This window comes from Undibacterium sp. Dicai25W (genome assembly GCF_049340505.1).
Lineage (GTDB): Bacteria > Pseudomonadota > Gammaproteobacteria > Burkholderiales > Burkholderiaceae_D > Undibacterium > Undibacterium jejuense.
In genome coordinates this window covers 1-26,084 of the sequence record NZ_JBMPOQ010000028.1, presented here as the reverse complement: position 1 = coordinate 26,084, position 26,084 = coordinate 1, and the positions used below count along the sequence as shown (strand labels likewise).

Sequence of the window (26,084 nt, the reverse complement as noted above, 5' to 3'; positions counted from 1 at the left end):
TATTCTGCAAATTGCAAATATTGGTGGCATAGCAGCACGATCCTTCAAAATCAAGTTACTAAGTATTACTGATCGATCTAACGGTAAACTTTGGACAAAAAATGTACCAGTTTCCATACATTTTTCCGTTGATGATGCTGAGTCTGAGAGCCTTGCAAAACAACATGCTTTGTTTTTAGCGAATGAAAATGCAACTTCTTATGCTCACGATAATATTTTCCTCAATCGTGTTGCTGAGTTTGCGTCGCGTTTCCCTGGCACTTTTCAAAAAATACGCTTTGTCTCAGATGATGATTTAAATAGTGGGACTATTTTTCCATCATGGCGATTCGAAATACTTAGTAACTTGATTTTGAAGGATCGTGCTGCTATGCCACCAATATTTGCAATTTGCAGAATATGGTCATTTTGGGACGTTGAGCGTGCCGCAACTTATTTACGTTTAGCTAGATTGTTATACGGGGCTTATTCTGAATTGGAATTGAGTTTGCCTTTAAGTATGGAGGATTTCATTAACGCATATGAGGCTAAGTACGGTATTGGATCATCTTTGGAACATTTTACGGAGATGTCTGAATATCTATCAATATCAAAAATTGCGAAACTTAGTCCTACTTCAGGGCGCGGTTTTTTTGCATCTCTTTTATGTTTTTGTCCACCATCATTACATGCTGCTCCACTTAAGCACGAGGCGATTGCTTGGCTGGCAAAAAAATTTGGTGAGGACGAGGAAGTTAGAAAGCGTATTTCTCAATTTCTTCCCAAATTAGACCAGCATGATCAAGATTATGTTTTAAACAGCCACCCAAATGTTTTAGGTGAATTGCTTTGCTCCTTGTTCTTAGTAGCTTCAGAGGGTAATTTGCATTTGGAGTTCAAAAAATATGTGGAGAGCGGTTTGCGATGTTTTAGTGAATCTGTTTTGGAAGAGTGGACGCCATCCAATCAAATGTCGCCGACGCTAATAAATGCATTTATGTAAATCCGCAGTTAAGAAATTATTTTCGAAGCTTTTCTGATCGGCGCCAGGAGTATCAGAGTTTCGAGAAAAAAATCTTGCTAAAGGATGGCATGCTTTCTATAAATTCTGGATTTGGTAAAATTACGATGGCGGTAGACAAGACAAGTGGGCATCTAATGGGTGGAGATGCTGAATTCGAAAAAATAAAAGAATATCAAATCTTAATCGATGCCTTCGACTAAAATTTTTATCGACACTGAATTCACAAATTTTGCGAAACCTCAGTTAATTAGTATTGGTCTTGTCACCAATACTGGAGCTGAGTTTTACGCGGAAACCCCTTATCTTGAAAATGAGTGTAGTGACTTTGTAAAGAATGCTGTTATTCCTTTGCTCGGTAAATTACCAAACGTGAGCTGTTCTTTTGATGAACTGCAAACCAAACTCCTAAATTGGTTGAATCTAGTTTGCCAAGATTATGATGAAGTCGTGGTTTGCTTTGATTACCATGTGGATTGGGAGTTGTTTGTTTATTCTCTTCAGGGCGCTCTCCCTCCCTGCTGCAAACCTCGCCTAATTGGCCGCGAGATTAACAAATTGCTTCGTTATGATTTTTACAGACGAAGTAACTTACCTGAGCATCATGCCTTGTATGATGCTAGAGCAATTAGCTATTCCTTTAGAGAGCGACCTTCCGTCACTTTTTGATTTTCTGGCATCGATTTAAGAAGTAAGAAAATTAATTTTTGCTTTTGGTCTTACGATTCTTTTTCTCTACCTTTTTTCGAGTTTAAATACCTTTTATGCTCTAAAAAAAGATTCCAAGCCTCCTCATTTGGTGTTTTCTGCTCCATCATCGCTAAGCCTTTTTTGACGTTACCAGTTAGCAACCATTCGATATTTTCCCGACGATAGTGTATCAACGACAAAAGCATTTCTATTGAAGGCATTTGTTTATACAAAAATACATTTTGCCATCTTGCCGCAGGAATTCCTGTGCGGCTCTCTAGGTACGCATACTTTCCTTTTGTAGATGCAAAATATTCTGCCAAGAAAATAAATCTATCTCGTAATAATTCTGTTTCATCTTTCCACTTTAAAAACAAAAACTGATCTTGGTGTTCTTTTTCGCTATCCATAACTTGACCCTCCCTCAAAATAGGTATAAATTACGTATCACGTATTTTTTACTTGATACGTAATTGTAATTACCTAAGGTGCCCTTATTGGGCTTAAAAGTCAAGTTTGCATCCGTGAAAAAAAGGAAAATCATGTCAATCGATAACAAACATCATTTGCAAATCGTTGGAATTAACACACTGAAATATACCTCGAAAAAAACTGGGGTTGACGGTGAAATGAAATTGGCTCAGTGCATCGTTAAGTATGTAGATGAAGAAAAAGGCGAACAAATAATGGTTGGTGAATTGCTGTTGCCAAAGCATTTGTCAGAAACATTACCAGGCGAATATTTAGCAGATTTTGAATTAGTTGTAGATCGTGAAAAAAGAATAGGTGCGCGACTAAAAAATCTGCATGCATTTGTACAATCTGCTCGCCCTGTTCCAGCCAAAGAAGATAAGAAAGCGGCTTAAAAATGCCGACCGGATCAATACAAACAGTAATCGTCTGTACGCCTGTCATGAATACGCCGCCTCCGGCAGTTCGTTCATTGTGCCCTGATCAGGGTACTCAGATGTTTGCACCGGCCGGGGTGCAAGCGTACGTCATTGATCCGAGTCAGCAAGGAAATTTTGAGGCAGCGACGGAGCCTTTTGACTATGGATATGCAAGCGGTATCTGGTCGCTGGCCTTCAGCATGATAGTTGGATTGTATTTTGTATCACAAGGAATTGGTTCAGCCTTAGGGGTAATACGCCGAGGCTAACAATGCGACCGGGCGCATCCCTGGATTTAAAAATGGAGTGGTAAAGATGAACAAAAATATTCAACGTGGTTTGGCAATGGTTGGTGCGATTGCTGTGTCGAGTTTGACCTTCGCGGGTTCTGCGCAGGCTGCGGGTGGCCCCGACTTATCTTCATTAACTGGCGCAGTTGATATGACTTCGACAATCACTGCAGTGCTGGCCATTAGCGCAACATTGGCTGGTTTATTCGTCGCAATTCGCGGCGCAAAAACTGTGGTCGGTATGATCAAAGGTCGCTAGAACGACCGAATGACCTATGCAATTTAAGGGGCTATTCAGCCCCTTTTTTCAAGGACGAGAAATGACGATTAATGAACTGTGGTATCTGATCATTTTTGCCTGGGGCATGGTCAGTGGTTGGGCGGTTGTGAGTGGGATAAAAAACGGTTAAGGAGAGATCATGATGATATTTTTTATCGCGATTGGCTGCGTTTGTGCAGTCGCTTATTGCAATACTTTATTTCAAATTTTGGCCTTCGAAGAAACGAAATCTTGGTGGGAGCCATTTTTTTTGGCAGCGGTAATACCGTTCTATCAAATCTATACGAATAGATTTCAGATATTTTACACCGCGATGGCAATTTTCATTGTGATCGGAATCATTGCTGCACTGACGATGACTTGCAAATTGATTGCTTGGGTCGTTCTATGAAGAAAAAATTTATTTCAATGGTGCAATTCAAAGTCATTTTTGTTGTCTTCATTTTGTGCTGCATGCTGATTCATCAGCAGTTCGCTCATTCGCAGGCATTACCAATAACGCGAGCCGCAAATTTTGTAATGAATCGGGCTGTCGCGGGAATTGTGGCTAATCGTATTGCCGTTGCTGAAGGTGCCGCAGCAAACGATGCGGTCTGGCTGGCAAAGGCTGCCAATGATCCAATTTACAGTGCAACTATGGCTGGGATCAGCAGACAAATGACTGGACTGAACATTGCGTCTGCAATCGCAGGTGGTGCGCTTGCCATCGCGGGTGCTCCTGTATGGATGACAATCGCGGCTTCGCTCGCCATTACCACGCTTGGTGCGCTTTATTTTGCCAATACCGCAGCTGTGTCACCTGGCGTTCCGACCGCCAATGTCAAAATAACCGCGGATGGAAAGGTAAGCATTCAGAATGCGGCTCCGAATACGAATATAAGTTCTTATGCACCACCAGCAAACGTGCCATCAACCTCGCCTTTTAACGATGCGTATGTCAATGCTGCATCGGCCGGAATGTTGGTGTTTAAAACGGCGCAGTGCTACGCGACAGATAGTTGGTGTAATTTATTCCCTGCTTTTCCTGCTGGAATCACAGCATCGTCTTTTCCATTTTATACCGCAGGCGGTTCTGTAGTCGTCGTTGGAAAACAGTTATCTGATGCTGACAAATTCAATGGCATTTGGGTTAGCACAATTAATGCTGCCACGCCTCCGCATACCGATGGATTCCCCGTTATCTATTTGGGTGCAGCTTGGCAGCAACCCTCTGTGCCTGGTCAACAAGCACGCCTTGTGCAGAGCAGTATGTCTACGCATTGGACAAATAATAATGGTGTGTGGACATCGACGACGACCGCTCCAGTAGTCAATGCATCTAATATGCTTGGCGATCCTCGCTATGCTCCGCAGACATTCAATAACTTGTCTGACGCAGTTGCGAATATGACAGACGATACGTTGAAAATACCTCTGTCCGCCGATCAGCTTGCCGCCGTCGCCAATGCATCGTGGCAGCAGGCTGCCAGTGATCCAAACTATCATGGACAACCCTATTCTGCGAGTCAGCCAATTACCGCAGCCGACGTCGCGACATGGCAGCAAAACCAAACGAATCAATTACCGACTTTAGGTGACATGCTGACACCTGCGAGTTCTCCAGGAACGCAGACTGTTCCTGTGTCACCGACTGTCACCATCGTTGTACCCGCTCCTACGCCGACACCACCTCCCGTTCCTGCGATTGGAACAAATGTGAACGTGATGAATACGCCGACTGTCATGGTTGGCAATCCCGTTAAAGTGGATGTGGGCGCAGATCCTGGTGTTGCAGACCCGTCGTTGGAACAAACGCCAGACGCCGCCAGCATCCTCTCGCCGCTCACTTCGCTGCTGCCGGAATTGCGTTCATTTCAAACACCTGGTCATTCCGCCGATTGTCCAAAACCGACTTTCACTGTGTTTGGAAAATCGTTTGTGATGGATTCGCATTGCACGATTGCCGAACAAAATCGAGCCGCATTGGGCGCAATCATGTTGGTGGTATGGCTCATCGTCAGTCTGTTTATCCTTCTTTCCGCCTGAGGTCATCATGCCAGCTGCATTATTTGGAATTCTGTTATCTGCACTACGAACCATGCTTGGTTTCTTGCTGCGTTCAGTCCTCGTAAAATTTGTCACGTTCTTCGCCCTATTCTTTATTGTCAAAGAATTCGTCAACGTGCTGGTTTCATCAAATCTGTATCCAGGTGCGACGCAAGCATCCTCACTGACAAGCGCCTTGTCGGGCATTCCCAGTTCAGTGTGGTATTTCCTCGATTTATTTAGTGTTTCAACAGGTATATCGACGGTTGTTTCTGCCTACGCGACACGGTTCATCATTCGCCGTATCCCAGTCATCGGTTAACTAGATTTTTAAGAAAAATTTTGAAAAACAATATGCTCTCAGAATTAATAAAAGCACAGCCCAGTTCGCTAAGCCAAAGCAATGATATTGGGAATTCCAAATTATTATTTTTAACCTTCTATTTGGTATGGGGATTCGTCGCCATCGCGGGATATGTTTATTTTTTTAATCCTAGTCTAATGCTCTGGTACGAAAGGGATGCATTGTTTTTTATTGTATGGCTTAACCTGCCTGTTTTAGCATTTTTATCTACTCTACCGATATTTTCACATTGGCTCTTCAAATTAATACCGTGCAGTGATTTTTTCAACTTGCATAAAGTTATTTTGTCGAGCTGTTTATTCGGGGCAGTAATTTACATCGTTTTTTCCAGCGCTGTTGCGATTCACACTCTTACTTGGTTTGCTGGAGAAATATCAGCACACTATTCATGTTCATTGAAGAGGTAAATGAATTATGTCAATTAATGCGTATGTCGGCCTCCAAGGCTCTGGCAAAAGTTATGAATTTGTTTCGGGTCCAATGCTCGATGCGATCATGCAAGGTCGTCGTGTAGTCACCAATGTCGCCGGAATTAATGAAGACCTCGTGCATGAGCATTTGGTTAGTAAGCGTGACGCCAATGCAGACAAACTTGGAAAAATTATTCACGTCGGTAACGAACGCATTTCAGAGCCTCAGTTTTTTCCGGATGAAGAGAAACCTGAATTGGTATCCGTTGTTCAAGGTGGTGATTTGGTGGCGATTGATGAAGCGTGGCGTTTTTGGGGAACCGATTGCGGTAAGCTCAGTCACGAGCATATGCAATTTTTCCGTATGCATCGTCACTATGTGCACCCCAATACGTCTATCGCTTGTGATGTGGTGTTGATGACGCAAGACATCACCGGCTTGCATCGCTCGGTTAAGAATGTGATTGAGTTTGCATTCCGTATGCAGAAACACAAATCTTTAGGGTTTACTACCCGATATCGAGTCGAGATTTATGATGGCTGGAAATTAAACGCAAAGACTAGGATTGATGATCGCCAAAAAAAATATAATCCTGAAATTTTCCCGTTGTATCAGAGCTACACCGGTGGAAAAGGGACTGAAACGGCAATCGATAAGCGTCAGAATATTCTCGCCAACAAAACCTTTTGGCTTTATGCGATAGGCACAGTCTTGTTTATTACAGTCGGCGGCGTATCTGCGTGGGGTTTCTTTCATCACACGCCAGATGGTATGAGTACGAAATCGATTTCAGCTAAAAGCAATACACCTGGACAAGCTGAACGTACTAACGGAGTTGCGGCCACGGTTAAAGTCGAAACACACAAACCTAACTTCTCACAAGAATGGCGCTACGCCGGCGAGTATCTTGCCAACGGCACGCGCTGGATTGTGGTTGTCAATTCTGTGGGGAGATTGCGGGTCGAATCGCCGTCGATGTTTCAATCGCATGGGCAAGCCGTAATCGGCGATATCGACGGCGACAAGGTAACACGGTGGTCGGGTGCCACAAATCATGGCGGTTCTAGCATCGTCGCAGCAACGGCAACAGAGGTCGTCAAATGAAATGGTTGCCAGCACTCTTTTTCGTATTTGCGTTGCCAGTCGTTGCAAGCGAAATTTCTCCGGTTCCGAATATACGCCTACCTATTCAAGGTTTGCCGAATCCAGTTAAGTTTGATTTTCAGGCGATTACCGTATCCCAGGTCATTGGTTTGGTATACATGGAAGCCTTAAAGCAGCCTTATGTCATCGATCCAGCCGTCCTGCGAGATGACAGGCAAGTCTCATTTCGCTTTGATTCCGGTAGCTTAGATTTGCACCAGTTTTGGGAAAATTTTCTGGATGCACTCGGTTTTGCTGTTGAAACACGCAATGGCGTAGATTTTATAGCGGCCAAAAAAACAGCAGAGAAGACAGAGCCGACTCAAGAAGTATTTGTTTATCGCACTCGTTATCGACCACTTTCTTATATCGTCGGCTTGCTGACACCTATATTTAAAGTGGGCAATTTTACGGTTAATCGCCAGATTCACGCGTCTGCAGTTTCTGGCATCACTGGCGCACCATCCGCATCTGCAATTGCTCCGCAGGGTTCAGCAGCGTCCATGATCGATCAGGATAGCGATACGCTGATCTTTCATGGCACAACAGACGAAATCACTCTTCTCAAAAAGCTTTTGCCGCAAGTAGACACCGCGGTCGGTGAAGTATCTGTGAAGGCAGTGGTATATGAAGTGTCAACAGGAAAAACAGACGGTACAGCATTCTCTTTGGCTTTAAATATTCTAGGCAGAAAAATCGGTATCAATTTAGGTAATCCTTCCAGCTTAGCGAACGCGGTAACCATTAAGACGAACAGCATCGACGCGGTATTTTTTGCACTGGCAGGAGATACGCGATTCAAAGCCGTCAGTACGCCTAACTTGCGCGTGAAATCAGGGATAGCTTCACGCATTATGGTGGGGCAGGACGTGCCTACGCTTGGCTCTGTCTCGTATCCCCAGGGCGGTGGCCAGCCTATTCAGTCAATCACATATCGATCTTCTGGCGTCATCCTTGGACTGACCGCACAGGTACGCGAATCTGGTATTGATTTGCAAGTGGATCAGCAGATTAGCGATTTCGTCAAAACGGAAACAGGGGTAAATGATTCTCCAACGCTGACGAAACGGGAACTATCTACCACCGTAACGGTAGGTGATGGTGAGCTGATTGTGCTTGGGGGGCTGACTCAAGAGAAGGACAACGATAGCACGTCTGGTTTGTCATTTTTACCTAAGGTTTTTCATAGCTCCAGCAAGAGTGATTCTAAGACCGAAATTCTATTGCTGTTGCAAGTATCGAAAATTATTACCCCTTAAACCTAAAAGTACGAGACCTCATATGTCGCTCCTTCAATTCAAGAGAAAACGGAATCGCATTTCTGGAAAATTCTCTTACGTTCTTAAAAATTCACTTGTGTTTAGTCGCACAAAAAATAAATGGTTTTTAAGATTACCAAACGAAATTTTGCGAGTCATGAAATTGCATGCTGGTAGCTTAATCGATGCGTCCTCTGACGGAGAATTTCTGATTGTTGTGACGAAAAATATGAGTAAGAAATATGCTGCTCGTCGCAGAATCCGTGTCCGTTTGAAAAAAGCGTTGCACTCAAAACGATAGTTGATTCATTGCAGACCATTCGGCGGTGAAATAACGAAATAGGTTCTTCTTAAACATGTAGCGGTCGGACAGTTTCATCGTCCGATGTTTGCGGTAGCTGCCGGGTCGGTAGACCTTCGCGAAGCGAACAGCGTATCCCGCTAACAAGCATGTTTAAACGCGGGGAGGTAGCACAGTAGTGTTTGCAGGTTTTGACGTTGCAGTGAGGCGCAGTGAGCAGCGCAACGCCCGCAGCGACAGCGAGGACGGAAGCGCGCAGCGCGCCTAAACTTGTATTAGGGACACTTAACGGAAACAAGCAAACATGCGGCATGCCGAAGGGTCACAAACAGGTTTTATAAAAAATAGATTTTGGTTTTAAAAAGAAAAAGAGACGCAACACCTGCAAGTGTTCGCCTCCGTGATTGACGCAAATATTTAGGAGCTGCATCAATGTTTAGCAATATAGATGATTCATTAAATTCAATCAAGAATTTCGATTTTGATGAATGTAGGCCAGCAACAGAAGACGAGACAGCGAATTGGTTGCTTGATGATGGTCCGATGCTCAAAACCACGTGGATGGTTTATGACAGACAATTCCCAGATGGTCAGCGTGAGATATGTGCCACTCGCTCTGTTCGCATTAAGCAAATAGGTTCGTTACCGTTACAGAATCGTTCTAAACGCGGCGAATCGGAAAAGCGAGAGCAGAACGATGATGATAGTGCAAAACGTGCCAAACAAGCGGTAAGACTACGCTGCAAAACAATTGGAGCTGATCGCATGATTACGTTGACTTACAGAGAAAATATGCAGGACATAGATCGATTAAAGAAGGACTACGATTCATTCCGAAGACGTATGGGCAAGTACAAACAATTTCACTACGTTGCCACTGTAGAAAGACAAAAGCGCGGCGCGTTTCATATTCATGTGGCGGTTAGAGGGCGGCATTCTTATCACCTCTTGCAAAATATTTGGCTCGACATCGTGGGGGTAGAAATGAATGAAGATGGAACGAGAAAGCCAATGGGTGCAGTGAATGTACGTAACCCGAACAAGCTTGGATTTGGAAAAAATGACAATCATAAATTGTCTGGATACATCAGTAAGTACATTACCAAGGATCAGGAAACGCACGGTTTGAACAAAAAACGCTACTGGTCATCACGGGGTATTGTTGTGCCAGAGAAAAATTACTACCAGTTGCCATACGGTGCAGATGCATTCGAAGCTTTTTCTCACGTTATGCAATTAGGTGCGGATCACAACAGCGAAGGGATGACGTTTTTTTCAAATCAAGCATTGGGCGTGTGTTGGGTCGCCACCGCCCCCTGTATTCACTAGAAGGCGAGACTCATATGTTTTTAACTGAAGATGAATTGAGAGAGCTGACAGGTTATGCCTATAGATCTCGGCAAATTATTTGGCTAAAAAAGAATAACTGGAAATTTGAAGTGACTGCGCAATTGCGTCCGAAAGTTGCGAGAAGCTATTTTGAGTTGCGGCTAGGCGGCATGACTAACGCCACAATTACAAATTTAAATGAACAAACTCCGCGTCCAAATTTTGGAGCGCTTTCTCAAATGGTAAGAAGATAGTATGGGTCGTAAGCGTCAAGGTAATCATAATTTGCCACCACGGATGAACGTTAAGAAAGGTTCGTACTATCATGTTTCAGGTACTGTTCCTAGAAAATGGACGCCATTGGGAAATGACCTAAATGAAGCACGTCGAAAATGGGCAGAATTGGAGGATGAAACACCAAATCCGGAGGACAAAACATTTCGGGTTATTGGGCAGCGGTATATGCGGGAAATCTTGCCAACGCTAAAGGCGCATACGCAGAGGGATTACGCGCAGTATTTTAGATTATTAGATGCGGTTTTTGGTGAGCTGACTATTGATAGTATTCGCCCATTCGATGTGGCTGAATATTTGCGTGTTCGTGGCGAAACAGCAAAGGTTCGTGCAAACCGTGAAAAGGCCTTATTTAGTACGATTTTTAATCATGCAAGAGCGTGGGGTTACACCGACGTTACTAATCCATGCATAGGAATTAAAGGACATAAAGAAAAATCACGGGACAGATACGTGTCAGATGAGGAATATGCGGCTGTATGGGCGTGTGCGCATCCTACGGTTCAGGATGCAATGGATTTGGCATTGTGTACCGGCCAGCGTCCAGCTGATGTATTGAAATTCAATGTTACGGATATTGTGAATGGAAGTTTGAACCTTACACAGAACAAGACTGGTAAAAAACTCCGTATTGCAATAGAGGGTGAGCTTGCGGAAGTTATTGCAAGAATATTGAATAAGCCACGCGACAAGGTGAGCAAGGCTTTATTGCAGGACCCTGACGGGCAGAGATTGAGTTACTTTGCTCTACGTTCTCGTTTCGATAAGGCGAGAGAAATGTCGGGAGTAAGCTTTCAGTTTCGAGATTTAAGAGCTAAAACTGCTACGGATACAGATGACTTAGCCCATGCGCAAAGACTTCTTGGGCATAAAAATCGTACTACTACTGAAATTTATACAAGGGACAGGATGGGTGATTTTGTGAAGCCGCTGAATAGGAATACATATTAATTTTTTTACCATCAATCTCGTAAGATTTTTTAGATAAAGTTGACGAATTTTTTCGGTAACGATATGAAGTAAATTTGGTAATGTATGTATATACAGTGTTCGGAGTTTTGTATTGTTGTTATTGTAAAAAAATGGTCGATTTGGTTGTGTATTTACTCGTTTTCGCGTAAATTCGGGGCGATTAGGTTGCATCTACTAATAAGACCTTATATAGTTTGTATATACAGAACAGGAACTTATGCTACCAATTAGAATCTCACAAGCTATCAAAGATAAGTTGCACGAAAAGCATAGAGTATGTCCTGCCGAAGTAGAGCAATGTTTTGAAAATAAGTGTGGCCTATATTTAATTGATGATAGAGAAGACCATCGAACTGATCCAGAATCGTTATGGTTTATAGCGGAAACAAATCGTAACAGGCTTCTAAAAATAGTTTTCATGTTCATAGATGGAAATGTTCATATTAAAACAGCGTATGAACCGAACATTGAAGAAATTGCTATTTACCAAGAAGAAGGTCAATAAATCCCAAAGGGGTATGAAATATGAAAAATAATGAAAAAATTTCAGGCACGGCTGATGCTTGGGAAAGTGGTGAGCTTGGTCGCGAAGTTAAGCATGCCAAGAAAGCCGATGCAGCGTTGCAAAAACAGATTGACGATGCACTTGGGCTGCAAATGATTTCAATTCGCTTACCATCTGAACTCATAGACGAGTATAAGATGATTGCGAAAGTCAATGGTGTCGGTTATCAGCCATTAATGCGAGATGCTCTGAAGCGTTTTGCAGAATCTGAAATGAAAAAAATGGCAATCGAATATGCGAATGCTCGTGCTGAAATCGAGCGCCAAAAGACTGAAAAACATGGTGATGCACCGCCTAAATTAGCAGCCTAGTTTTTTTTGCAATAAAAAAAGCCCGCCTTGAGCGGGTTTTTATTTTATAGAACGGTTTTCGTTTTGATAATGGTTTGTTTGACCCCAACGATTCTTTAAGCTTCGATTATCCTGGCATCATCCAAACAATTGCTTGAAAAAATGCGGCAAGAGCGGATGCTTGCGCTGCCCATTTGTTCCATTTTGATTGTTCAGTAGCCGTCCGAAATGGATCAATATGTTCTCCCGTTTCGGATTTGATGCTGATCTGCGCATCAGCCCAGCCATTAGAATCGAGTCGATCTTCAATTGGTAATGTCACAATTGATGCTTTCCACCACAAAAAAGCTGCAAAAAGCCCTACAAATATCGATGCTCCATTTAACAAATCTTTCCAGAATTTCATATTCCTATATCCGTTAAAAATTAAAAATCACGTTGAAAATCCATGCACAAAATGAACAGAGTTCTAGAGTTGATAAATGTGAATTATTTAAGAATTGTAGAACAAGCGATTTAATTGTAGAACGGCGACAGAATAACAAAAGGGCTCACATTGCTGTAAGCCCTTGTTTTTGCTACAAATACTTGGTGGCCCGGGGCGGAATCGAACCACCGACACAAGGATTTTCAATCCTCTGCTCTACCGACTGAGCTACCAGGCCAAGACCACGCATTATAGAGATGAGTTCGATGAAAAGCAAGCCCTTGGCCGAAAAAAGCTTTTTCTTGCTGGGGACGGGGCTTAGTATGGGGCTTGATATGGCTCATCTGCAGTGGTGACTGAGGGGCGTATAATGGCGGGATTGTCTATGCGGAAGGTCTGGTTATGACGGCTCAGGTTCATGATTGTGATATTTGTATTGTTGGTAATGGCGCGGTAGGTAAAGCGGCGGCATTGGGTTTTGCGCAAGCGGGTTTGCGGGTGGCGGTGTTGTGTCGCAGTGCTGCGCCGACGCCGGTGTCGGCGGACTGGGATGTCCGGGTGTTTGCTCTTAACCATGTTGCGCATACATTGTTGTCCTCTTTGAAAGTGTGGGATGCGCTGGATTTGCAGCGTGTGGCGCCTGTCACTGAAATGCAGGTTAAAGGTGGTAATGCGCCTGAGGATGGCCAACTGGGTTTTGATGCCTATGGCGCCCGTAGCGAAGAATTGGCGTGGATTGTTGAAGATAGAAATTTAAATCACGCGCTCGATACCGCGATGAAGTTTGCCCAAAACTTGACGCTGGTGACTGGTCAGGCAAAGCAAATGCAATGGCAGGAAGATGCTGCCGTGGTGATGCTGGAAGATGGCGCATCGATCAAGGCGAGTCTGGTGGTGGGGGCTGACGGTTCGCAATCCTGGGTGCGTGGTCAATGTGATATTGGTCTTGATTATCGTTCTTATGGTCAAAAAGGCGTGGTCACAAACTTTGAATGTGAAAAGCCGCATCATGGCGTTGCCCATCAATGGTTTGTTGAGGCGCTGGGAATTATTGCCCTGTTGCCATTGCCTGGTAACCGGGTATCTTTAGTCTGGTCTGCGCCAGATACCTTGGCTGATACTTTGCTGCGTGAGCCGTTGTCTGCCTTGGTGGCTCGTCTTGAAGAATATTGTCTGGATGTATTGGGTCATTTGACGCCAGTGCTGCCAGAAGACATTAAAGCGTTTCCATTGACGCTGATGCGCCCGCATAGCATGATCGCGCAGCGTGTGGCGCTGATAGGGGATGCGGCGCATGTCGTACACCCACTGGCTGGGCATGGTATGAACCTGGGCTTTGGTGATGTCGCCAGTTTGCTGGAACTGGTGAAAGCGCGAGAAGATCATCGTGATTGTGGCGATGCACGTTTGCTTGAGCGTTATCGTCGCGCCCGCAAAGAAGAAGTGTTTCTGATGCAAATGACCACCGACGGTCTGGCGCGCTTGTTTGGCTCAGATCTGGCACCATTGCGTCTAGCACGTAATTTTGGATTGAACTTACTGAACCGTTTGCCAGTCATAAAAGGCAAATTAATCTCTCACGCAATGGGCAGTAAATAAACATTGCAATATATGAATGTAAATGACCTTTGAAGCATGGTGGTCGCACAAGGAATCAAAATGGATTTAAAGCAATGTATGGCAGGTTTGACGATGGCCGTTACGTTCTCAATGGCTGGCTTGGTGGTAGCTCAGACGCCGCAAGAAGTAGCGATCAAAAAATTGGTAGAGCCACGATTAGGTGACGGCGTTAAGGTTGATTCCGTGACTAAAACGCCGTATGCCGGCTTGTATGAAGTCAGAGTTGGTTCAGAAGTGCTCTACACAGATGACAAAGCGCAGTTTTTATTTATTGGTAACGTAATCGATACGAGAACTGGTGCCAACTACACCCGTGCACGAGTGGATGAAATCAACAAAATTAAATTCTCTGATTTGCCATTGGAAATGGCTTTGAAAACGGTCAAAGGTGATGGTAAGCGCGTGATTGCGGTGTTTGAAGATCCCAATTGCGGCTACTGCAAACGTTTCCGTCAGACTCTGGCAGGGATGGACAACATCACCGTCTATACCTTTATGTACAATATTCTTGCCGAAGATTCGACAGTGAAGTCCAAAAACATCTGGTGCTCCGCTGACCGCAACAAGGCGTGGGATGAATGGATGATTAACGGCAAAGTCGCGCCGAATGCCCCTGCCAATTGTGTGACGCCAAATGAAAAAGTACTGGAGTTAGGCCATAAATTGAATATACGTGGCACACCCGCTATTTTCTTTATGGATGGAACCCGTGTTCCTGGTGCTATGGATGCCAAAGCCTTGGAAGAAAAATTTGCCAGCCTGAAGTCTGGCAAGGCAAATTAATATTTTTTAGCTTATTTTTCAACTCATCTCTCCGCTTATTTATTTAACGAGATTGCTGATGACGATACCCGCAAACTGGACAGGGATTTTACTTGCCGCAGGACGTGGGCGTCGTTTTGATCCGCTGGGGGATGAGGATAAATTACGCCAAATTCTCCCTGGCGGCTCCAGCGTTGCTTGCCATAGCGCAGCGCAATTGCAAGCCGTTTTGCCTGATCTTTGTGTGGTTGTGCGTCCCGATAACCAGCAATTGATACGCCAACTACAGCAAAATGATTATCCAGTTTTAGTTTGTTCTCAAGCAGATGACGGTATGGCGTCATCACTGACGGCGGCTTTGCTACAAACTAAGGATAGCGCCGGGTGGATCGTTGCGTTGGCTGATATGCCGTTTGTGCAGCAGACGACAATTGCACTGGTATTGCAAGCTTTACGGAATGGCGCAGATATTGTCGTGCCAGTTTTTGAGGGGCGCCGCGGGCATCCAGTGGGGTTTTCCCGCCGTCATTTACCTGAGTTACTATGTTTAACGGGCGATCAGGGGGCGCGCCAGTTATTGCAAAAATACCCAGTGCTTGAAGTTGTGGTGAATGACCCTGGTATTCTTCAGGATATCGATGAACCTGCCGATTTGCAGGCATATTTGCATAAAACCTGAACTTCTTTTCAAATCATTTCTCTGGTTTTATCGATCTGTTACGATCAGATATATCTAACTCTACGTTTTCCTCTTAGAATAGCGGTTTTCGTCTTTAGTACGAAATCGGTTTTGCACGTGTTTTTTGCGTACGTTTTTTGGGCGGTAACCGCGGGACATTATGAATATTCTGAATCAAAAACTTGCTATCCGACTTGGCTTTGCTGGCCTCATCCCTTTTATTTTGTTGACGGCAGCTTGTTGGTTGGTACCAGTGGACTTACTCAATAATTTTGTTCGTGCTCAGTTGGCCTATGGCATTGCGATTTTGTCGTTTCTTGGTGGTGTGCATTGGGGCATCACGATTATGGCCAGAGGTGAAGACATTGAAGAGACCCGCAAAGCCTTAATCTGGGGTGTAATCCCGACGATTATTGCCTGGTGTTCTCTGGTGAATTTGCTGATTGGATTTTTAGTACAAGTAGTGGGATTTATTGCTGCTTATAAGATCGATAAAAAACTCTACCAAAGCTATGCTGTCCCGACCTGGTTTATTGATTTGCGCTTACAGCTTACCCGCGTGGTTGTCACTGCACAGATATTCACCTTTATCGCTGCGAATGTGCGCATTTAACTTCACTACACATAATTATTATCAGAAAGATCGTTGAGCATGGCAAAGACGACGCAAATTAAGAGACAAACAACAACACCAAGTCATAAAGTAGCGCCAATTCAATATGCAATCGTGCCGAAAGATCTGGCAGGTCACGTATTCGAAGTCACGCTGGAAATCGCCCAACCAGATGCTGAAGGCCAGATCGTCAGCTTACCCGCGTGGATACCAGGCAGCTACATGGTGCGCGAATTTGCACGTAATATCGTGCAAATTAAAGCCACCTGCGAGGGTAAAAAAATCGCCCTTAAAAAGCTTGATAAACATACCTGGCAAGCTGCGCCTTGTAAGTCGGCACTGACTATCGTGTATGAAGTCTATGCCTGGGATTTATCTGTTCGCGCAGCGCATCTGGATCAATCGCATGGTTTTTTTAACGGTACCAGCGTATTTTTGAGTGTGCATGGCCAGGAATCGGCACCACATATCGTTGATATTCAACGCTCTGCCGATGTTGCCTGCAAAACCTGGCGTGTCGCCACATCCTTGCCGGAACTGAAAGCCAAACGCTATGGATTTGGTACTTATATCGCTGCCAATTACGATGAATTGATCGATCATCCAGTAGAAACCGGTGATTTTGCGCTTGCCAGTTTTGAGGCGCACGGTGTGCCACATGATTTTGTGGTGACCGGTAAAGTGCCGAACATGGACATGGACCGCATGGTCGCAGACGTACAAAAAATCTGCGAAACCCAGATCGCCTTTTTTGAGCCGCGCACAAAAAAAGCCCCGATGGATCGGTATGTGTTCATGACCATGGTGGTGGGTGAGGGCTATGGCGGACTGGAGCACCGCGCTTCAACTGCATTGATTTGCAATCGCAACGATATTCCAGTCAAGCACCAGCCAGAAATGAGCGAAGGCTACAAAGGACTTTTGGGCTTGTGCAGCCATGAATATTTCCATACCTGGAACGTCAAACGCATCAAACCAGCGGCATTTGCCAGTTATGACCTGCGCCATGAGAATTACACCAGCTTGTTGTGGTTATTCGAAGGCTTTACCAGCTACTACGATGATTTGATGTTGGTACGCGCCGGCACGATTGATGAAGCTGCTTATCTGAAGCTGATTTCCAAAACCATCAATATGGTGACACGTGGTAGTGGCCGTTTAAAGCAAAGCGTTGCCGAATCGAGTTTTGATGCCTGGACCAAATACTATCGCCAGGATGAAAACTCGCCAAACGCGATCGTGAGTTATTACACCAAAGGTTCTTTGGTCGCATTGGGATTGGATCTGACGATACGTGCCGAAACACAAGGTAAAAAATCGCTCGATGATGTCATGCGCACCTTGTGGCAAAAATTTGGTCGTGATTTTTATAGCCGCAGCTTAAACGGTACGCAGCAAGGTTTGCCAGAAAATGAGATCGAAGCATTGATCGAACAAGCAACTGGTGTGAATGTCCGTCGTTTTATCGACAAGCATGTACGCGGAACTGATGACGTGCCTCTGGCAAAACTCTATGCTGATTTTGGTGTGAATCTTGATGCTGGCGCTGCCAGCAAAAAAGCCAGCCTGGGCGTTAAGGTCGTACGCGATGGAAACGACTGCAAAATCGGCAATGCGTTCGAAGGCCGTGCCGCACATTTGGCTGGTTTGTCAGCTTTAGACGTGATCATCGCAATCAACGGTTTGCGTGTTACTGCTGCTGATGTCGCTGATGGTCTCAACACTGCGCTTGCTCGTTATCGCGTTGGTGAAGTGGTTGAGATTCACGCTTTCCGTCGTGATGAATTGCTGGTGGTGAAAGCCAAGCTGCAAGCGGATGATGTGCCGACTAACCACTTAACACTGGAAGTTGATCATCAAGCGGCATTGGCGATAGCACGTCCTACGTATAAGAAGGCTGCGAAGCGTTAAGCTCGTTGGGGTGATAAAAAAAGCCGTTTGCGTATCACTGCGCAAGCGGCTTTTTTGTATACGGGAGTCACGGTTGTTGCAGATCGAACATGGAGCGGCGAGAGTTGCATTCGCCTGATCGTTTGTCTGTTTCAATCGTAATGTCGTTTTTGACTTTCACCGCTTTAGACAAAGCAATTTGCGCATGACGGGAAATGGAAAAAGAAAGTGTTGCTGTCTGAGCGCAGCGAGTTTCAACACTTTCCCATTTTCCGTCATGCGCTAATTGTGCCGACACGCAGTGACGGCACCCGTAGGGCAAAGTCTCAGCGTCGCCTTTCTTTTGCTTTCTTTTCTTTGGCGACGCAAAGAAAAGAAAGTGGCTGCCGGGCCACCCCCGGCTTGGTTCTACGAAGTGCGATCCACTTAGATTGGAAAGTCTCAAATTCGAAAATATAAGGGGGCTTGCATGAAGCACATAAAATCAAAAAAACAACTTCCGCAATTCCGCCCCAGGATTCTCCGCACGCATAAATGCTTCCCCCACCAGGAAGCTGTGGACATTCGCGTCACGCATACGCTTCACGTCTGCTGCATTCAAAATGCCTGACTCTGTGATCACCAATTTATCCTGTGAGATGCGTGGTAACAAACCTAATGTTGTATCTAATGTGACTTCAAAAGTACGCAAATTGCGGTTGTTGATACCCAGTAGCGCGGTTTTTAATTTGAGTGCAGCATCGAGTTCTTCTGCATTGTGAACCTCAACCAAGACGCTCATTCCTAGCTCGTGTGCACAAGCTTCCAAATCCGCCATCAAGCCGTGATCCAAGGCGGCAACGATCAACAGTATCGCGTCGGCGCCCCATTTTCTGGCTTGATAAATCTGGTAAGGATCGATCATGAAATCTTTACGTAAAGCCGGAATAGCGCACGCTGCTCGTGCTTGCTGCAGGTACTCTGGCGCGCCCTGGAAAAAGTTTACATCGGTCAATACGGACAAACACGCTGCACCATGTTCGGCATAGCTTTGTGCGATCTCTGCTGGGTTGAAGTCGGTGCGCAAAATACCTTTGGACGGTGACGCTTTTTTTATTTCCGCAATGACCGCCGCCTCACCTGTCGCGATCTTATTGCGCAAAGCTGCTTCAAACCCGCGAATCTGTCCACGTGCATCGTGATCAGATTCAACTTCATCGCGCAGGCTGATCAGAGATTGATATTTTTTTGCTGCAGCGACCTCATCCTTTTTGACGTCGAGAATTTTATTGAGTATGTCTGACATATTATTTTCCGAGTTGCTGAGTGACGCTGATGAATTGTTCCAATTTGGCGAGTGCGGCACCAGAGGCGATGGCCGCTTGTGCTTTCTTGACACCATCGGCAATCGAGTCCGCAATACCTGCACCGTACAATGCCGTACCGGCATTGAGTGCAACGATGTCGCGTGCCGGGCCATCGACGTTATTCATCACTTCTAAGATTTTTTCGCGTGATTCAACTGCACCTTCTACGCGAAGATTGCGATTGGACACCATTTGCAAGCCAAAGTCTTCAGGGTGAATATCGTATTCGCGGATTTCGCCATTCACTAATTCACCGACCATGGTTGGTGCGCCGAGTGAAACCTCGTCCATATTGTCACGACCCCACACCACCAGCGCGTGTTGTGCGCCGAGGCGTTGCAGAACACGTACTTGAATCCCCACCAGATCAGGATGGAACACACCCATCAAAATATTAGGTGCACCAGCCGGATTAGTCAGAGGGCCCAAGATGTTAAAAATTGTCCGTACGCCTAATTCTTTGCGAACTGGTGCGGCGTGTTTCATCGCGCCATGGTGGTTAGGTGCAAACATAAAGCCGATGCCGGTTTGTGCGATGGATTGGGCAATTTGCTCTGGCTTGAGATTGATATTCGCGCCCAACGATTCCAGTACATCGGCGCTACCGGACGACGACGACACACTACGCCCACCGTGCTTGGCGACGCGCGCGCCTGCTGCTGCCACGACAAACATCGAGGCAGTCGAAATATTGAACGTATTTGCCCCATCGCCGCCGGTGCCGACGATATCAATCATGTTTTGCGTGTTGGCGAGTGGGACTTTGGTCGAGAATTCACGCATGACCTGCGCTGCGGCGGTGATTTCGCCTATGCTTTCTTTTTTTACCCGCAATCCCATGGTCAGCGCAGTGATCATCACGGGGGATAACTCACCGCCCATCAATTGGCGGAATAAGTACAGCATTTCGTCATGAAAAATTTCACGGTGTTCGATCAGACGTGTTAATGCTTCTTGTTGAGAAATGGTCATGATGCAGTTCCAGTCAAAAAGTTTTTCAGCAAAGCATGGCCATGCTCAGACAAAATGGATTCGGGGTGAAACTGCACTCCCTGCAAATCAAATTCTTTATGGCGTACGCCCATGATTTCACCGTCATCAGTCCAAGCAGTTACTTCTAAACAATCTGGCAGACTGGCACGCTCAATGGCCAACGAGTGGTAGCGAATAATCGTGTAAGGACTAGGCAAGTCTTTAAAAACACCGACGCCCGTATGTGCAATGACAGACGTTTTGCCGTGCATGACTTGTTTGGCGCGGATGATGTTGCCGCCAAACGCTGCACCAATACTTTGATGCCCAAGGCAGACGCCCAGAATGGGGATTTCTCCGGCAAAGCGCTCAATGACCGGAATCGAGATTCCCGCTTCATGCGGCGTGCATGGGCCAGGAGAAATACAAATGCGATCAGGTTTTAAGGCTGCAATCTCTTCCAGCGTGATTTCATCATTGCGGAAAGTACGCACATCTTCACCCAACTCGGCAAAATACTGCACGAGGTTATAGGTAAAGGAATCGTAGTTGTCGATCATTAATAACATTTAAATTTCTCCATCCAGACCATCTTGTACTTGTTCCGCGGCACGCAATACGGCGCGGGCTTTGTTTTCTGTTTCTTGCCATTCCATTTCTGGTACTGAGTCGGCAACGACACCAGCGGCGGCTTGCACGTACAACATGCCGTCTTTCAACACACCTGTGCGGATGGCGATGGCTAAATCCATTTCACCGCCGAATGACAAGTAACCACAGGCGCCACCATAGATGCCGCGTTTGACAGGTTCAAGCTCATCAATTAATTCCATCGCGCGGACTTTTGGCGCGCCTGACAAGGTACCCGCCGGGAAGCTGGCTTTGAATACATCCAGATTCGTCAAATGTGGCTGCAATATTCCTTCGACATTAGAAACGATGTGTTGCACATGCGAGTATTTTTCAATCACCATCTGATCGGTGACTTTGACGCTGCCGGTGGTAGCGATACGGCCGATATCATTGCGGGCTAAATCGATCAACATGACGTGTTCGGCAATTTCTTTTGGATCGGCTAATAATTCCTTTGCGAGTTCGGCATCGCGCTCAGGTGTGGCACCGCGTGGACGGGTGCCGGCGAGTGGGCGGATCGTGACTTTTTTACTGCCGTCATTGAGGGTTTCGTTGCGGACTAAAATTTCTGGTGATGCACCAATGATTTGCATGTCGCCGAAATTATAGAAATACATATACGGTGAAGGATTTAAAGAACGCAATGCACGGTACAAAGAAAGCGGCGAATCGACATATGGTTTCTTGATACGCTGACCCACTTGCACTTGCATCAGGTCACCCGCCATGATGTACTCTTTGGCTTTTTCTACCGCTTTTAAGTAATCTTCTTTGGCGAAATCACGGATCGATTCGGTACGTACAGACGCTGAAGTGACAGGTGCATCGACGCTACGGCGTAACATCGCGCGCAAGTCGCGCAGACGCTGCCGGGCTTTTGACCAGGCTTCCGGCTGCGTCGGGTCGGCGTACACAATCAGATACAGCTTGCCAGAAACATTATCGATGACGGCCAATTCTTCGGTCAGTAGCAATTGAATTTCAGGCAAACCCAAATCATCTTTTGGTGCTTTTCCTGCCAAACGCTTTTCGACATGGCGTACCGCGTCATAGCCAAAATAGCCAGCCAGACCGCCGCAAAAACGTGGCAGACCAGGGCGCATCGCTACGTTGAAACGACCCTGAAATTCAGCGATAAAGTCGAGTGGATTTTTTTGATGTGTTTCAACGACTTTTCCATCAGTGACGACTTCAATCTTGTCGCCAAAGCTACGCACCAGCGTTTGCGCTGGTAAGCCGATAAACGAGTAGCGGCCAAAGCGTTCGCCACCCATCACGGATTCGAGCAGGAAGGTATTTTTTCCGGCTTTTTGTGACTGAGCGAGTTTTAAATACAGCGTCAGCGGGGTTTCCAGATCAGCGAATGCTTCCGCAATCATAGGAATACGGTTGTAGCCTTGCGCGGCCAGCGATTTGAATTCGAGTTCGGTCATGGTTTTCTTTCAGCCGCCAGCCTTAGCTCCAGATGCACGTGGTGTGCTCTATGCTGTAGTTCAGCGATACGGGCAACAATGCACGCATCAGAAGTAGGGGCGGATAAATTAGATTGATAAAACAAACAAGAAGATGTGCTAAGGATGTGCACAGCCACTCGCGGCATTCTGAGATTAAGAGAATTGCCAGCGTCGCCATAGCCAGGCCTCAAAGGCGCCTGGTGTCATTGTCGGACGTTTGTTATCGAGAAACATTCGTGAGTGGAATGAGGTGAAATTAATTGGTTATTTTGTATTACGGTTTGCTGCCAGCAGTTGTGCTGCTTCCAACAAGGTTTCGACTATACCATCACTTTGAATATTTTGTATAGCTTCACCGTGGTTGTAACCATACGATACCGTCAGCACCGGGCAACCAGCTGCTCGGGCAGCTTGCGCGTCGTTACTGGAATCGCCAATGGCAACAACCTGTGCTGGTGGCAGGCCAAATAACTTGCAGACCTCTGACAAGGGCATGGGGTCTGGTTTTTTACGTGGAAAAGAATCGCCGCCAAAAATCACTTCAAAATATCCGGAAAGGCCTTTCTTTTGCATCAAAGGACGGGCAAATGCCAATGGCTTATTGGTCACGCAAGCCAATCGCAATCCTTGTGTATGCATTGCTTGCAAACCCGCAATGACATCTGGGTAAAGCGTGGCTTGATCACCATTGATTGCCAGATAATGGCGCTGATACGAGTCCATCGCTGCTGTGAAATGCTGACGACTTTGTTCCGAATCAAAATCGATTGCTAATACTTGTTGAATCAAGTGCTCAGAACCTTTGCCTACCATGGTTTTGATCATATCCAGGCTGATTGGTGCCAGCGCAAATTCGGCGCGCATACGGTTGATGGCCAGCAAAAAATCAGGTGCCGTGTCGAGCATGGTGCCATCGAGATCAATAATGAGTGCCTGGATATCAGAAAACATGGTCAATTTTTGCAGAAAGGGCGAAGGTGAATGCTTCAGGTATGCTTAGTATTGACGGGCCTCGTGGCGGCTTTTTGCCCTGAAGCCCGCATTAATACTCAAGGTTGATGTGAATATGCTGGCTTTACTTAGATGCTGCTCAACTCTGATCGCATTGCGTCAATGACTGCTTTGTAATCTGGCTTACCAAAGATAGCCGAGCCAGCGACAAATGTATCCGCACCAGCGGCAGCGATTTCGGCGATATTGTCAATTTTGACGCCACCATCGACTTCTAACAGGATATCTCTTCCTGATTCATCAATCAGTTTGCGAACAGCAGCGATTTTTTTCAGAGTGTGCGGAATGAATGACTGACCGCCAAAGCCCGGATTGACGGACATGAGCAAAATGATATCTAGTTTATCCATGACATGTTCGAGCACGCTGAGCGAGGTTGCTGGATTTAAGACCAGACCAGCTTTGCAGCCGTGGTCGCGGATTAACTGCAGGCTGCGGTCAATGTGTTCAGAACCCTCTGGATGGAAAGTAATGATATTCGCCCCAGCTTTAGCAAAATCCGGAATGATGCGATCTACAGGTTTTACCATCAGATGTACATCGATAGGCACTTGCACATGCGGGCGGATGGCCTCACATACCAATGGGCCGATGGTGAGATTAGGAACGTAATGATTATCCATTACGTCGAAGTGAATCATGTCCGCGCCGGCAGCGACAACGTTGCGTACTTCTTCACCCAGTCGGGCAAAATCAGCTGAAAGAATACTAGGGGCAATGCGGTAGGTAGTCATAGTGTAGGTCGTGCAGATGGAAGATATGCTATTTTACCTTGCGTCTATCGTGCCGTCTCTGCATTCCTCTGGCACAATGGCGTTTTGCTGTCAGATGCACAAAATGCATTTTTAAATCGTAGGCAGCAACAACAAATGAGTTTGTATCAACGCCGATAATGATCGGTATCAAAGAGCCAACAGGGGCAAACATGGCAGCATACGAAATGAGCGTCACCGTAGTGACTAAATATTTACAGGAACAGTCTGATCCTGCGCATGATAATTTTGTGTTTGCTTACACAATTACAATCAAAAATACAGGCACCGTCGCCGCGCAAGTCATTTCGCGCCACTGGATCATTACTGATGCTAAGAATCAAGTGGAAGAAGTGAAAGGTCTGGGTGTCGTCGGGCATCAGCCCTTCTTACCGCCGGGGCAAAGTTTTGAATATACCAGTGGCAGTTCATTAAAAACCCCGCAAGGTAGTATGAAGGGGGAGTATTTCTGTGTCGCTGAAGATGGGCATCGTTTTGAGGCTGAAATACCCGAATTTGTCTTATCGCTTCCACGCACCTTGCACTGATTTATTCAGGCTTTTTGTTTGTAGGCTTACGTTTTGGTCGTATTTTATTTGTTTGCTCCGGTTTGCGACCAGAAAACATGGTCCACCAAACGAAGAAAATCAACAGACCTAAAGCAAAGCCAGCTTCCAGTACCAGTATTAACATTGCAGACATATCGAGTATCTTTAGTTCAGATATTAAATTGAGTTATCGGTAGTAGCGGATTAAATAGCCGATTAAATAGCAAATAATTCAGCACGTACTTATTACACACTATATAGGAGTATTTATGGAATTCGAATGCATCATTGTAGAAGCCAAAGATAAAGTTGGTTTAATCACCTTGAATCGTCCAAAGGCATTGAATGCCCTGAATGATCAATTAATGACTGAATTAGGTCATGCTTTGAAGAGCTTCGATAAAGATGAAGCCGTCCAGTGTATCGTGATCACCGGCAGTGAAAAAGCTTTTGCCGCTGGCGCTGATATTGCTGCCATGGCTAACTACACGTTCATGGATACCTATAAAGAAGACTACATCACCCGTAATTGGGAAACGATTCGTCAGATCCGTAAGCCTGTCATTGCAGCAGTTGCAGGTTACGCATTGGGTGGTGGCTGCGAATTAGCGATGATGTGCGATTTCATTATCGCCGCTGACAATGCGAAGTTCGGTCAGCCAGAAATTAAATTGGGTACTTTGCCTGGCGCAGGTGGTACGCAACGTTTGCCACGCGCCATCTCAAAATCCAAAGCCATGGACATGTGCCTGACTGCGCGCATGATGGATGCAGTTGAAGCAGAGCGTGCAGGTTTGGTTTCACGTGTTGTGCCATTAGATAAATTAATGGAAGAAACGTTGACCGCAGCTAATACGATTGCAGACATGTCTTTGCCTATCATTATGATGATCAAAGAATCCGTGAACCGCGCATACGAAACGACCTTGTCTGAAGGTGTGCATTTCGAGCGTCGTTTATTCCAGGCGAGCTTTGGAACGGAAGATCAAAAAGAAGGCATGAAAGCGTTTATGGAAAAACGTCCTGCAGCGTTTAAAAATCAATAACAATCTAAATTATTTTCAGATTCCCTTGCTTTCAAGGGGCGAACTTTGCTATAGTTCGCCTCCCGCTAAAACGGGAAGCAAGAAGAAAGCAGCAGCCAGGTAACTCCGGCGGTTTGATTTGATGAAATTGACGCGAAAGCGACAACATCTGCATAAGATGCATCGAAACGAACAGCAAAAGCAATCAGGGAGTTGACAGGGTAAATAAAGTGCTGCATAATCTCGCTT

At 45.7% G+C, this 26,084-nt stretch carries 31 protein-coding genes and 1 tRNA gene; 21 read left to right on the top strand and 11 right to left on the bottom strand.

What is annotated here, in order from left to right:
• Together ACO0KY_RS18630 and ACO0KY_RS18625 are read left to right on the top strand one after the other, a co-directional pair.
• On the top strand, positions 1 to 982 hold a 982-nt coding region (locus tag ACO0KY_RS18630), incomplete at its 5' end, for a hypothetical protein (protein ID WP_423048593.1).
• Between the two features lie 207 nt (positions 983 to 1,189).
• Positions 1,190 to 1,669, top strand: coding sequence for a hypothetical protein (locus ACO0KY_RS18625; protein WP_423048591.1), 480 nt, complete (start codon positions 1,190 to 1,192; stop codon positions 1,667 to 1,669).
• A 50-nt stretch (positions 1,670 to 1,719) separates the two neighbouring features.
• On the opposite strand, the gene ACO0KY_RS18620 is transcribed toward ACO0KY_RS18625, so the two are convergent.
• Positions 1,720 to 2,100: a hypothetical protein gene (locus ACO0KY_RS18620; RefSeq protein ID WP_423048589.1), complete on the bottom strand. Its 381-nt coding sequence runs from the start codon at positions 2,098 to 2,100 to the stop codon at positions 1,720 to 1,722.
• A 132-nt stretch (positions 2,101 to 2,232) separates the two neighbouring features.
• Here ACO0KY_RS18620 and ACO0KY_RS18615 point away from each other — a divergent pair, with 132 nt between their 5' ends.
• The 12 genes from ACO0KY_RS18615 to ACO0KY_RS18560 all read left to right on the top strand — a co-directional run bounded on the left by ACO0KY_RS18615 (position 2,233) and on the right by ACO0KY_RS18560 (position 12,124).
• On the top strand, positions 2,233 to 2,556 hold the full coding sequence (locus tag ACO0KY_RS18615; protein WP_423048587.1) for a hypothetical protein: 324 nt from the start codon (positions 2,233 to 2,235) through the stop codon (positions 2,554 to 2,556).
• Positions 2,557 to 2,558: 2 nt separating this feature from the next.
• On the top strand, positions 2,559 to 2,849 hold the full coding sequence (locus ACO0KY_RS18610) for a hypothetical protein (RefSeq protein WP_423048585.1): 291 nt from the start codon (positions 2,559 to 2,561) through the stop codon (positions 2,847 to 2,849).
• Positions 2,850 to 2,895: 46 nt separating this feature from the next.
• Positions 2,896 to 3,129, top strand: coding sequence for a hypothetical protein (locus tag ACO0KY_RS18605; RefSeq protein ID WP_423048583.1), 234 nt, complete (start codon positions 2,896 to 2,898; stop codon positions 3,127 to 3,129).
• 540 nt (positions 3,130 to 3,669) lie between these two features.
• Positions 3,670 to 5,175, top strand: a complete 1,506-nt coding sequence (locus tag ACO0KY_RS18600; protein ID WP_423048581.1) for a hypothetical protein — start codon at positions 3,670 to 3,672, stop codon at positions 5,173 to 5,175.
• 7 nt (positions 5,176 to 5,182) lie between these two features.
• On the top strand, positions 5,183 to 5,497 hold the full coding sequence (locus tag ACO0KY_RS18595; RefSeq protein ID WP_423048580.1) for a DUF2523 family protein: 315 nt from the start codon (positions 5,183 to 5,185) through the stop codon (positions 5,495 to 5,497).
• A 456-nt stretch (positions 5,498 to 5,953) separates the two neighbouring features.
• Positions 5,954 to 7,054: a zonular occludens toxin domain-containing protein gene (locus tag ACO0KY_RS18590; RefSeq protein ID WP_423048578.1), complete on the top strand. Its 1,101-nt coding sequence runs from the start codon at positions 5,954 to 5,956 to the stop codon at positions 7,052 to 7,054.
• Positions 7,051 to 8,352 (top strand): type II secretion system protein GspD, encoded by a 1,302-nt coding sequence (locus ACO0KY_RS18585; RefSeq protein ID WP_423048576.1) that lies wholly within the window; start codon positions 7,051 to 7,053, stop codon positions 8,350 to 8,352. The genes ACO0KY_RS18590 and ACO0KY_RS18585 overlap by 4 nt, the downstream gene beginning before the upstream one ends.
• A gap of 733 nt (positions 8,353 to 9,085) precedes the next feature.
• Positions 9,086 to 9,982 (top strand): rolling circle replication-associated protein, encoded by an 897-nt coding sequence (locus ACO0KY_RS18580; protein ID WP_423048574.1) that lies wholly within the window; start codon positions 9,086 to 9,088, stop codon positions 9,980 to 9,982.
• Between the two features lie 14 nt (positions 9,983 to 9,996).
• Entirely contained in the window at positions 9,997 to 10,236 is a 240-nt protein-coding gene (locus ACO0KY_RS18575) for a DUF4224 domain-containing protein (protein WP_423048572.1), read from the top strand.
• A 1-nt stretch (position 10,237) separates the two neighbouring features.
• Positions 10,238 to 11,227 (top strand): tyrosine-type recombinase/integrase, encoded by a 990-nt coding sequence (locus tag ACO0KY_RS18570; RefSeq protein ID WP_423048570.1) that lies wholly within the window; start codon positions 10,238 to 10,240, stop codon positions 11,225 to 11,227.
• A 238-nt stretch (positions 11,228 to 11,465) separates the two neighbouring features.
• Positions 11,466 to 11,753, top strand: a complete 288-nt coding sequence (locus tag ACO0KY_RS18565) for an ADP-ribosyl-(dinitrogen reductase) hydrolase (RefSeq protein ID WP_423048568.1) — start codon at positions 11,466 to 11,468, stop codon at positions 11,751 to 11,753.
• Positions 11,754 to 11,773: 20 nt separating this feature from the next.
• Positions 11,774 to 12,124, top strand: coding sequence for a hypothetical protein (locus ACO0KY_RS18560; protein WP_423048566.1), 351 nt, complete (start codon positions 11,774 to 11,776; stop codon positions 12,122 to 12,124).
• Between the two features lie 106 nt (positions 12,125 to 12,230).
• On the opposite strand, the gene ACO0KY_RS18555 is transcribed toward ACO0KY_RS18560, so the two are convergent.
• Complete coding sequence (locus ACO0KY_RS18555; RefSeq protein ID WP_423048564.1) at positions 12,231 to 12,509, bottom strand: hypothetical protein; 279 nt, start codon at positions 12,507 to 12,509, stop codon at positions 12,231 to 12,233.
• A 183-nt stretch (positions 12,510 to 12,692) separates the two neighbouring features.
• Positions 12,693 to 12,768 (bottom strand) — tRNA-Phe (locus tag ACO0KY_RS18550).
• A gap of 164 nt (positions 12,769 to 12,932) precedes the next feature.
• On the opposite strand from ACO0KY_RS18550, the gene ACO0KY_RS18545 reads away from it, so the two are divergent.
• The 5 genes from ACO0KY_RS18545 to ACO0KY_RS18525 all read left to right on the top strand — a co-directional run bounded on the left by ACO0KY_RS18545 (position 12,933) and on the right by ACO0KY_RS18525 (position 18,115).
• Positions 12,933 to 14,129, top strand: coding sequence for a UbiH/UbiF family hydroxylase (locus tag ACO0KY_RS18545; RefSeq protein ID WP_423048562.1), 1,197 nt, complete (start codon positions 12,933 to 12,935; stop codon positions 14,127 to 14,129).
• Positions 14,130 to 14,222: 93 nt separating this feature from the next.
• Positions 14,223 to 14,933 (top strand): DsbC family protein, encoded by a 711-nt coding sequence (locus ACO0KY_RS18540; protein WP_246447512.1) that lies wholly within the window; start codon positions 14,223 to 14,225, stop codon positions 14,931 to 14,933.
• A 58-nt stretch (positions 14,934 to 14,991) separates the two neighbouring features.
• Positions 14,992 to 15,591: a nucleotidyltransferase family protein gene (locus tag ACO0KY_RS18535; RefSeq protein WP_423048560.1), complete on the top strand. Its 600-nt coding sequence runs from the start codon at positions 14,992 to 14,994 to the stop codon at positions 15,589 to 15,591.
• Positions 15,592 to 15,751: 160 nt separating this feature from the next.
• On the top strand, positions 15,752 to 16,204 hold the full coding sequence (locus ACO0KY_RS18530; protein ID WP_186914196.1) for a DUF3429 domain-containing protein: 453 nt from the start codon (positions 15,752 to 15,754) through the stop codon (positions 16,202 to 16,204).
• A gap of 39 nt (positions 16,205 to 16,243) precedes the next feature.
• On the top strand, positions 16,244 to 18,115 hold the full coding sequence (locus ACO0KY_RS18525; RefSeq protein WP_423048558.1) for a M61 family metallopeptidase: 1,872 nt from the start codon (positions 16,244 to 16,246) through the stop codon (positions 18,113 to 18,115).
• A gap of 67 nt (positions 18,116 to 18,182) precedes the next feature.
• Here ACO0KY_RS18525 and ACO0KY_RS18520 read toward each other — a convergent pair whose 3' ends face one another.
• The 7 genes from ACO0KY_RS18520 to rpe form a co-directional block, all read right to left on the bottom strand.
• The gene (locus tag ACO0KY_RS18520) at positions 18,183 to 18,392 is read right to left on the bottom strand and encodes a hypothetical protein (protein ID WP_423048557.1); all 210 of its coding nucleotides are present in this window, start codon (positions 18,390 to 18,392) and stop codon (positions 18,183 to 18,185) included.
• 186 nt (positions 18,393 to 18,578) lie between these two features.
• A complete protein-coding gene (gene trpC, locus ACO0KY_RS18515) occupies positions 18,579 to 19,379 on the bottom strand; it encodes an indole-3-glycerol phosphate synthase TrpC (protein ID WP_423048555.1) in 801 nt (266 codons plus the stop codon).
• 1 nt (position 19,380) lies between these two features.
• Complete coding sequence (trpD, locus tag ACO0KY_RS18510) at positions 19,381 to 20,412, bottom strand: anthranilate phosphoribosyltransferase (RefSeq protein ID WP_423048552.1); 1,032 nt, start codon at positions 20,410 to 20,412, stop codon at positions 19,381 to 19,383.
• Positions 20,409 to 20,981 (bottom strand): anthranilate synthase component II, encoded by a 573-nt coding sequence (locus ACO0KY_RS18505; protein WP_186914200.1) that lies wholly within the window; start codon positions 20,979 to 20,981, stop codon positions 20,409 to 20,411. The genes trpD and ACO0KY_RS18505 overlap by 4 nt, the downstream gene beginning before the upstream one ends.
• The gene (gene trpE / locus ACO0KY_RS18500; RefSeq protein ID WP_186914201.1) at positions 20,982 to 22,478 is read right to left on the bottom strand and encodes an anthranilate synthase component I; all 1,497 of its coding nucleotides are present in this window, start codon (positions 22,476 to 22,478) and stop codon (positions 20,982 to 20,984) included.
• Between the two features lie 285 nt (positions 22,479 to 22,763).
• On the bottom strand, positions 22,764 to 23,450 hold the full coding sequence (locus tag ACO0KY_RS18495; protein WP_423048550.1) for a phosphoglycolate phosphatase: 687 nt from the start codon (positions 23,448 to 23,450) through the stop codon (positions 22,764 to 22,766).
• Positions 23,451 to 23,578: 128 nt separating this feature from the next.
• Positions 23,579 to 24,244, bottom strand: coding sequence for a ribulose-phosphate 3-epimerase (gene rpe / locus ACO0KY_RS18490; RefSeq protein ID WP_423048548.1), 666 nt, complete (start codon positions 24,242 to 24,244; stop codon positions 23,579 to 23,581).
• A gap of 191 nt (positions 24,245 to 24,435) precedes the next feature.
• Here rpe and apaG point away from each other — a divergent pair, with 191 nt between their 5' ends.
• On the top strand, positions 24,436 to 24,810 hold the full coding sequence (gene apaG / locus ACO0KY_RS18485) for a Co2+/Mg2+ efflux protein ApaG (RefSeq protein WP_423048545.1): 375 nt from the start codon (positions 24,436 to 24,438) through the stop codon (positions 24,808 to 24,810).
• Position 24,811: 1 nt separating this feature from the next.
• Here the strand turns inward: apaG and ACO0KY_RS18480 are convergent, their stop codons facing one another.
• Positions 24,812 to 24,964 carry a hypothetical protein gene (locus tag ACO0KY_RS18480; RefSeq protein WP_186914208.1) on the bottom strand — a complete coding sequence of 51 codons (153 nt, stop codon included), beginning with the start codon at positions 24,962 to 24,964 and terminating at the stop codon, positions 24,812 to 24,814.
• A 115-nt stretch (positions 24,965 to 25,079) separates the two neighbouring features.
• On the opposite strand from ACO0KY_RS18480, the gene ACO0KY_RS18475 reads away from it, so the two are divergent.
• Positions 25,080 to 25,856, top strand: a complete 777-nt coding sequence (locus ACO0KY_RS18475; protein ID WP_423048543.1) for an enoyl-CoA hydratase — start codon at positions 25,080 to 25,082, stop codon at positions 25,854 to 25,856.
• Positions 25,857 to 26,084 lie beyond the last annotated feature (228 nt).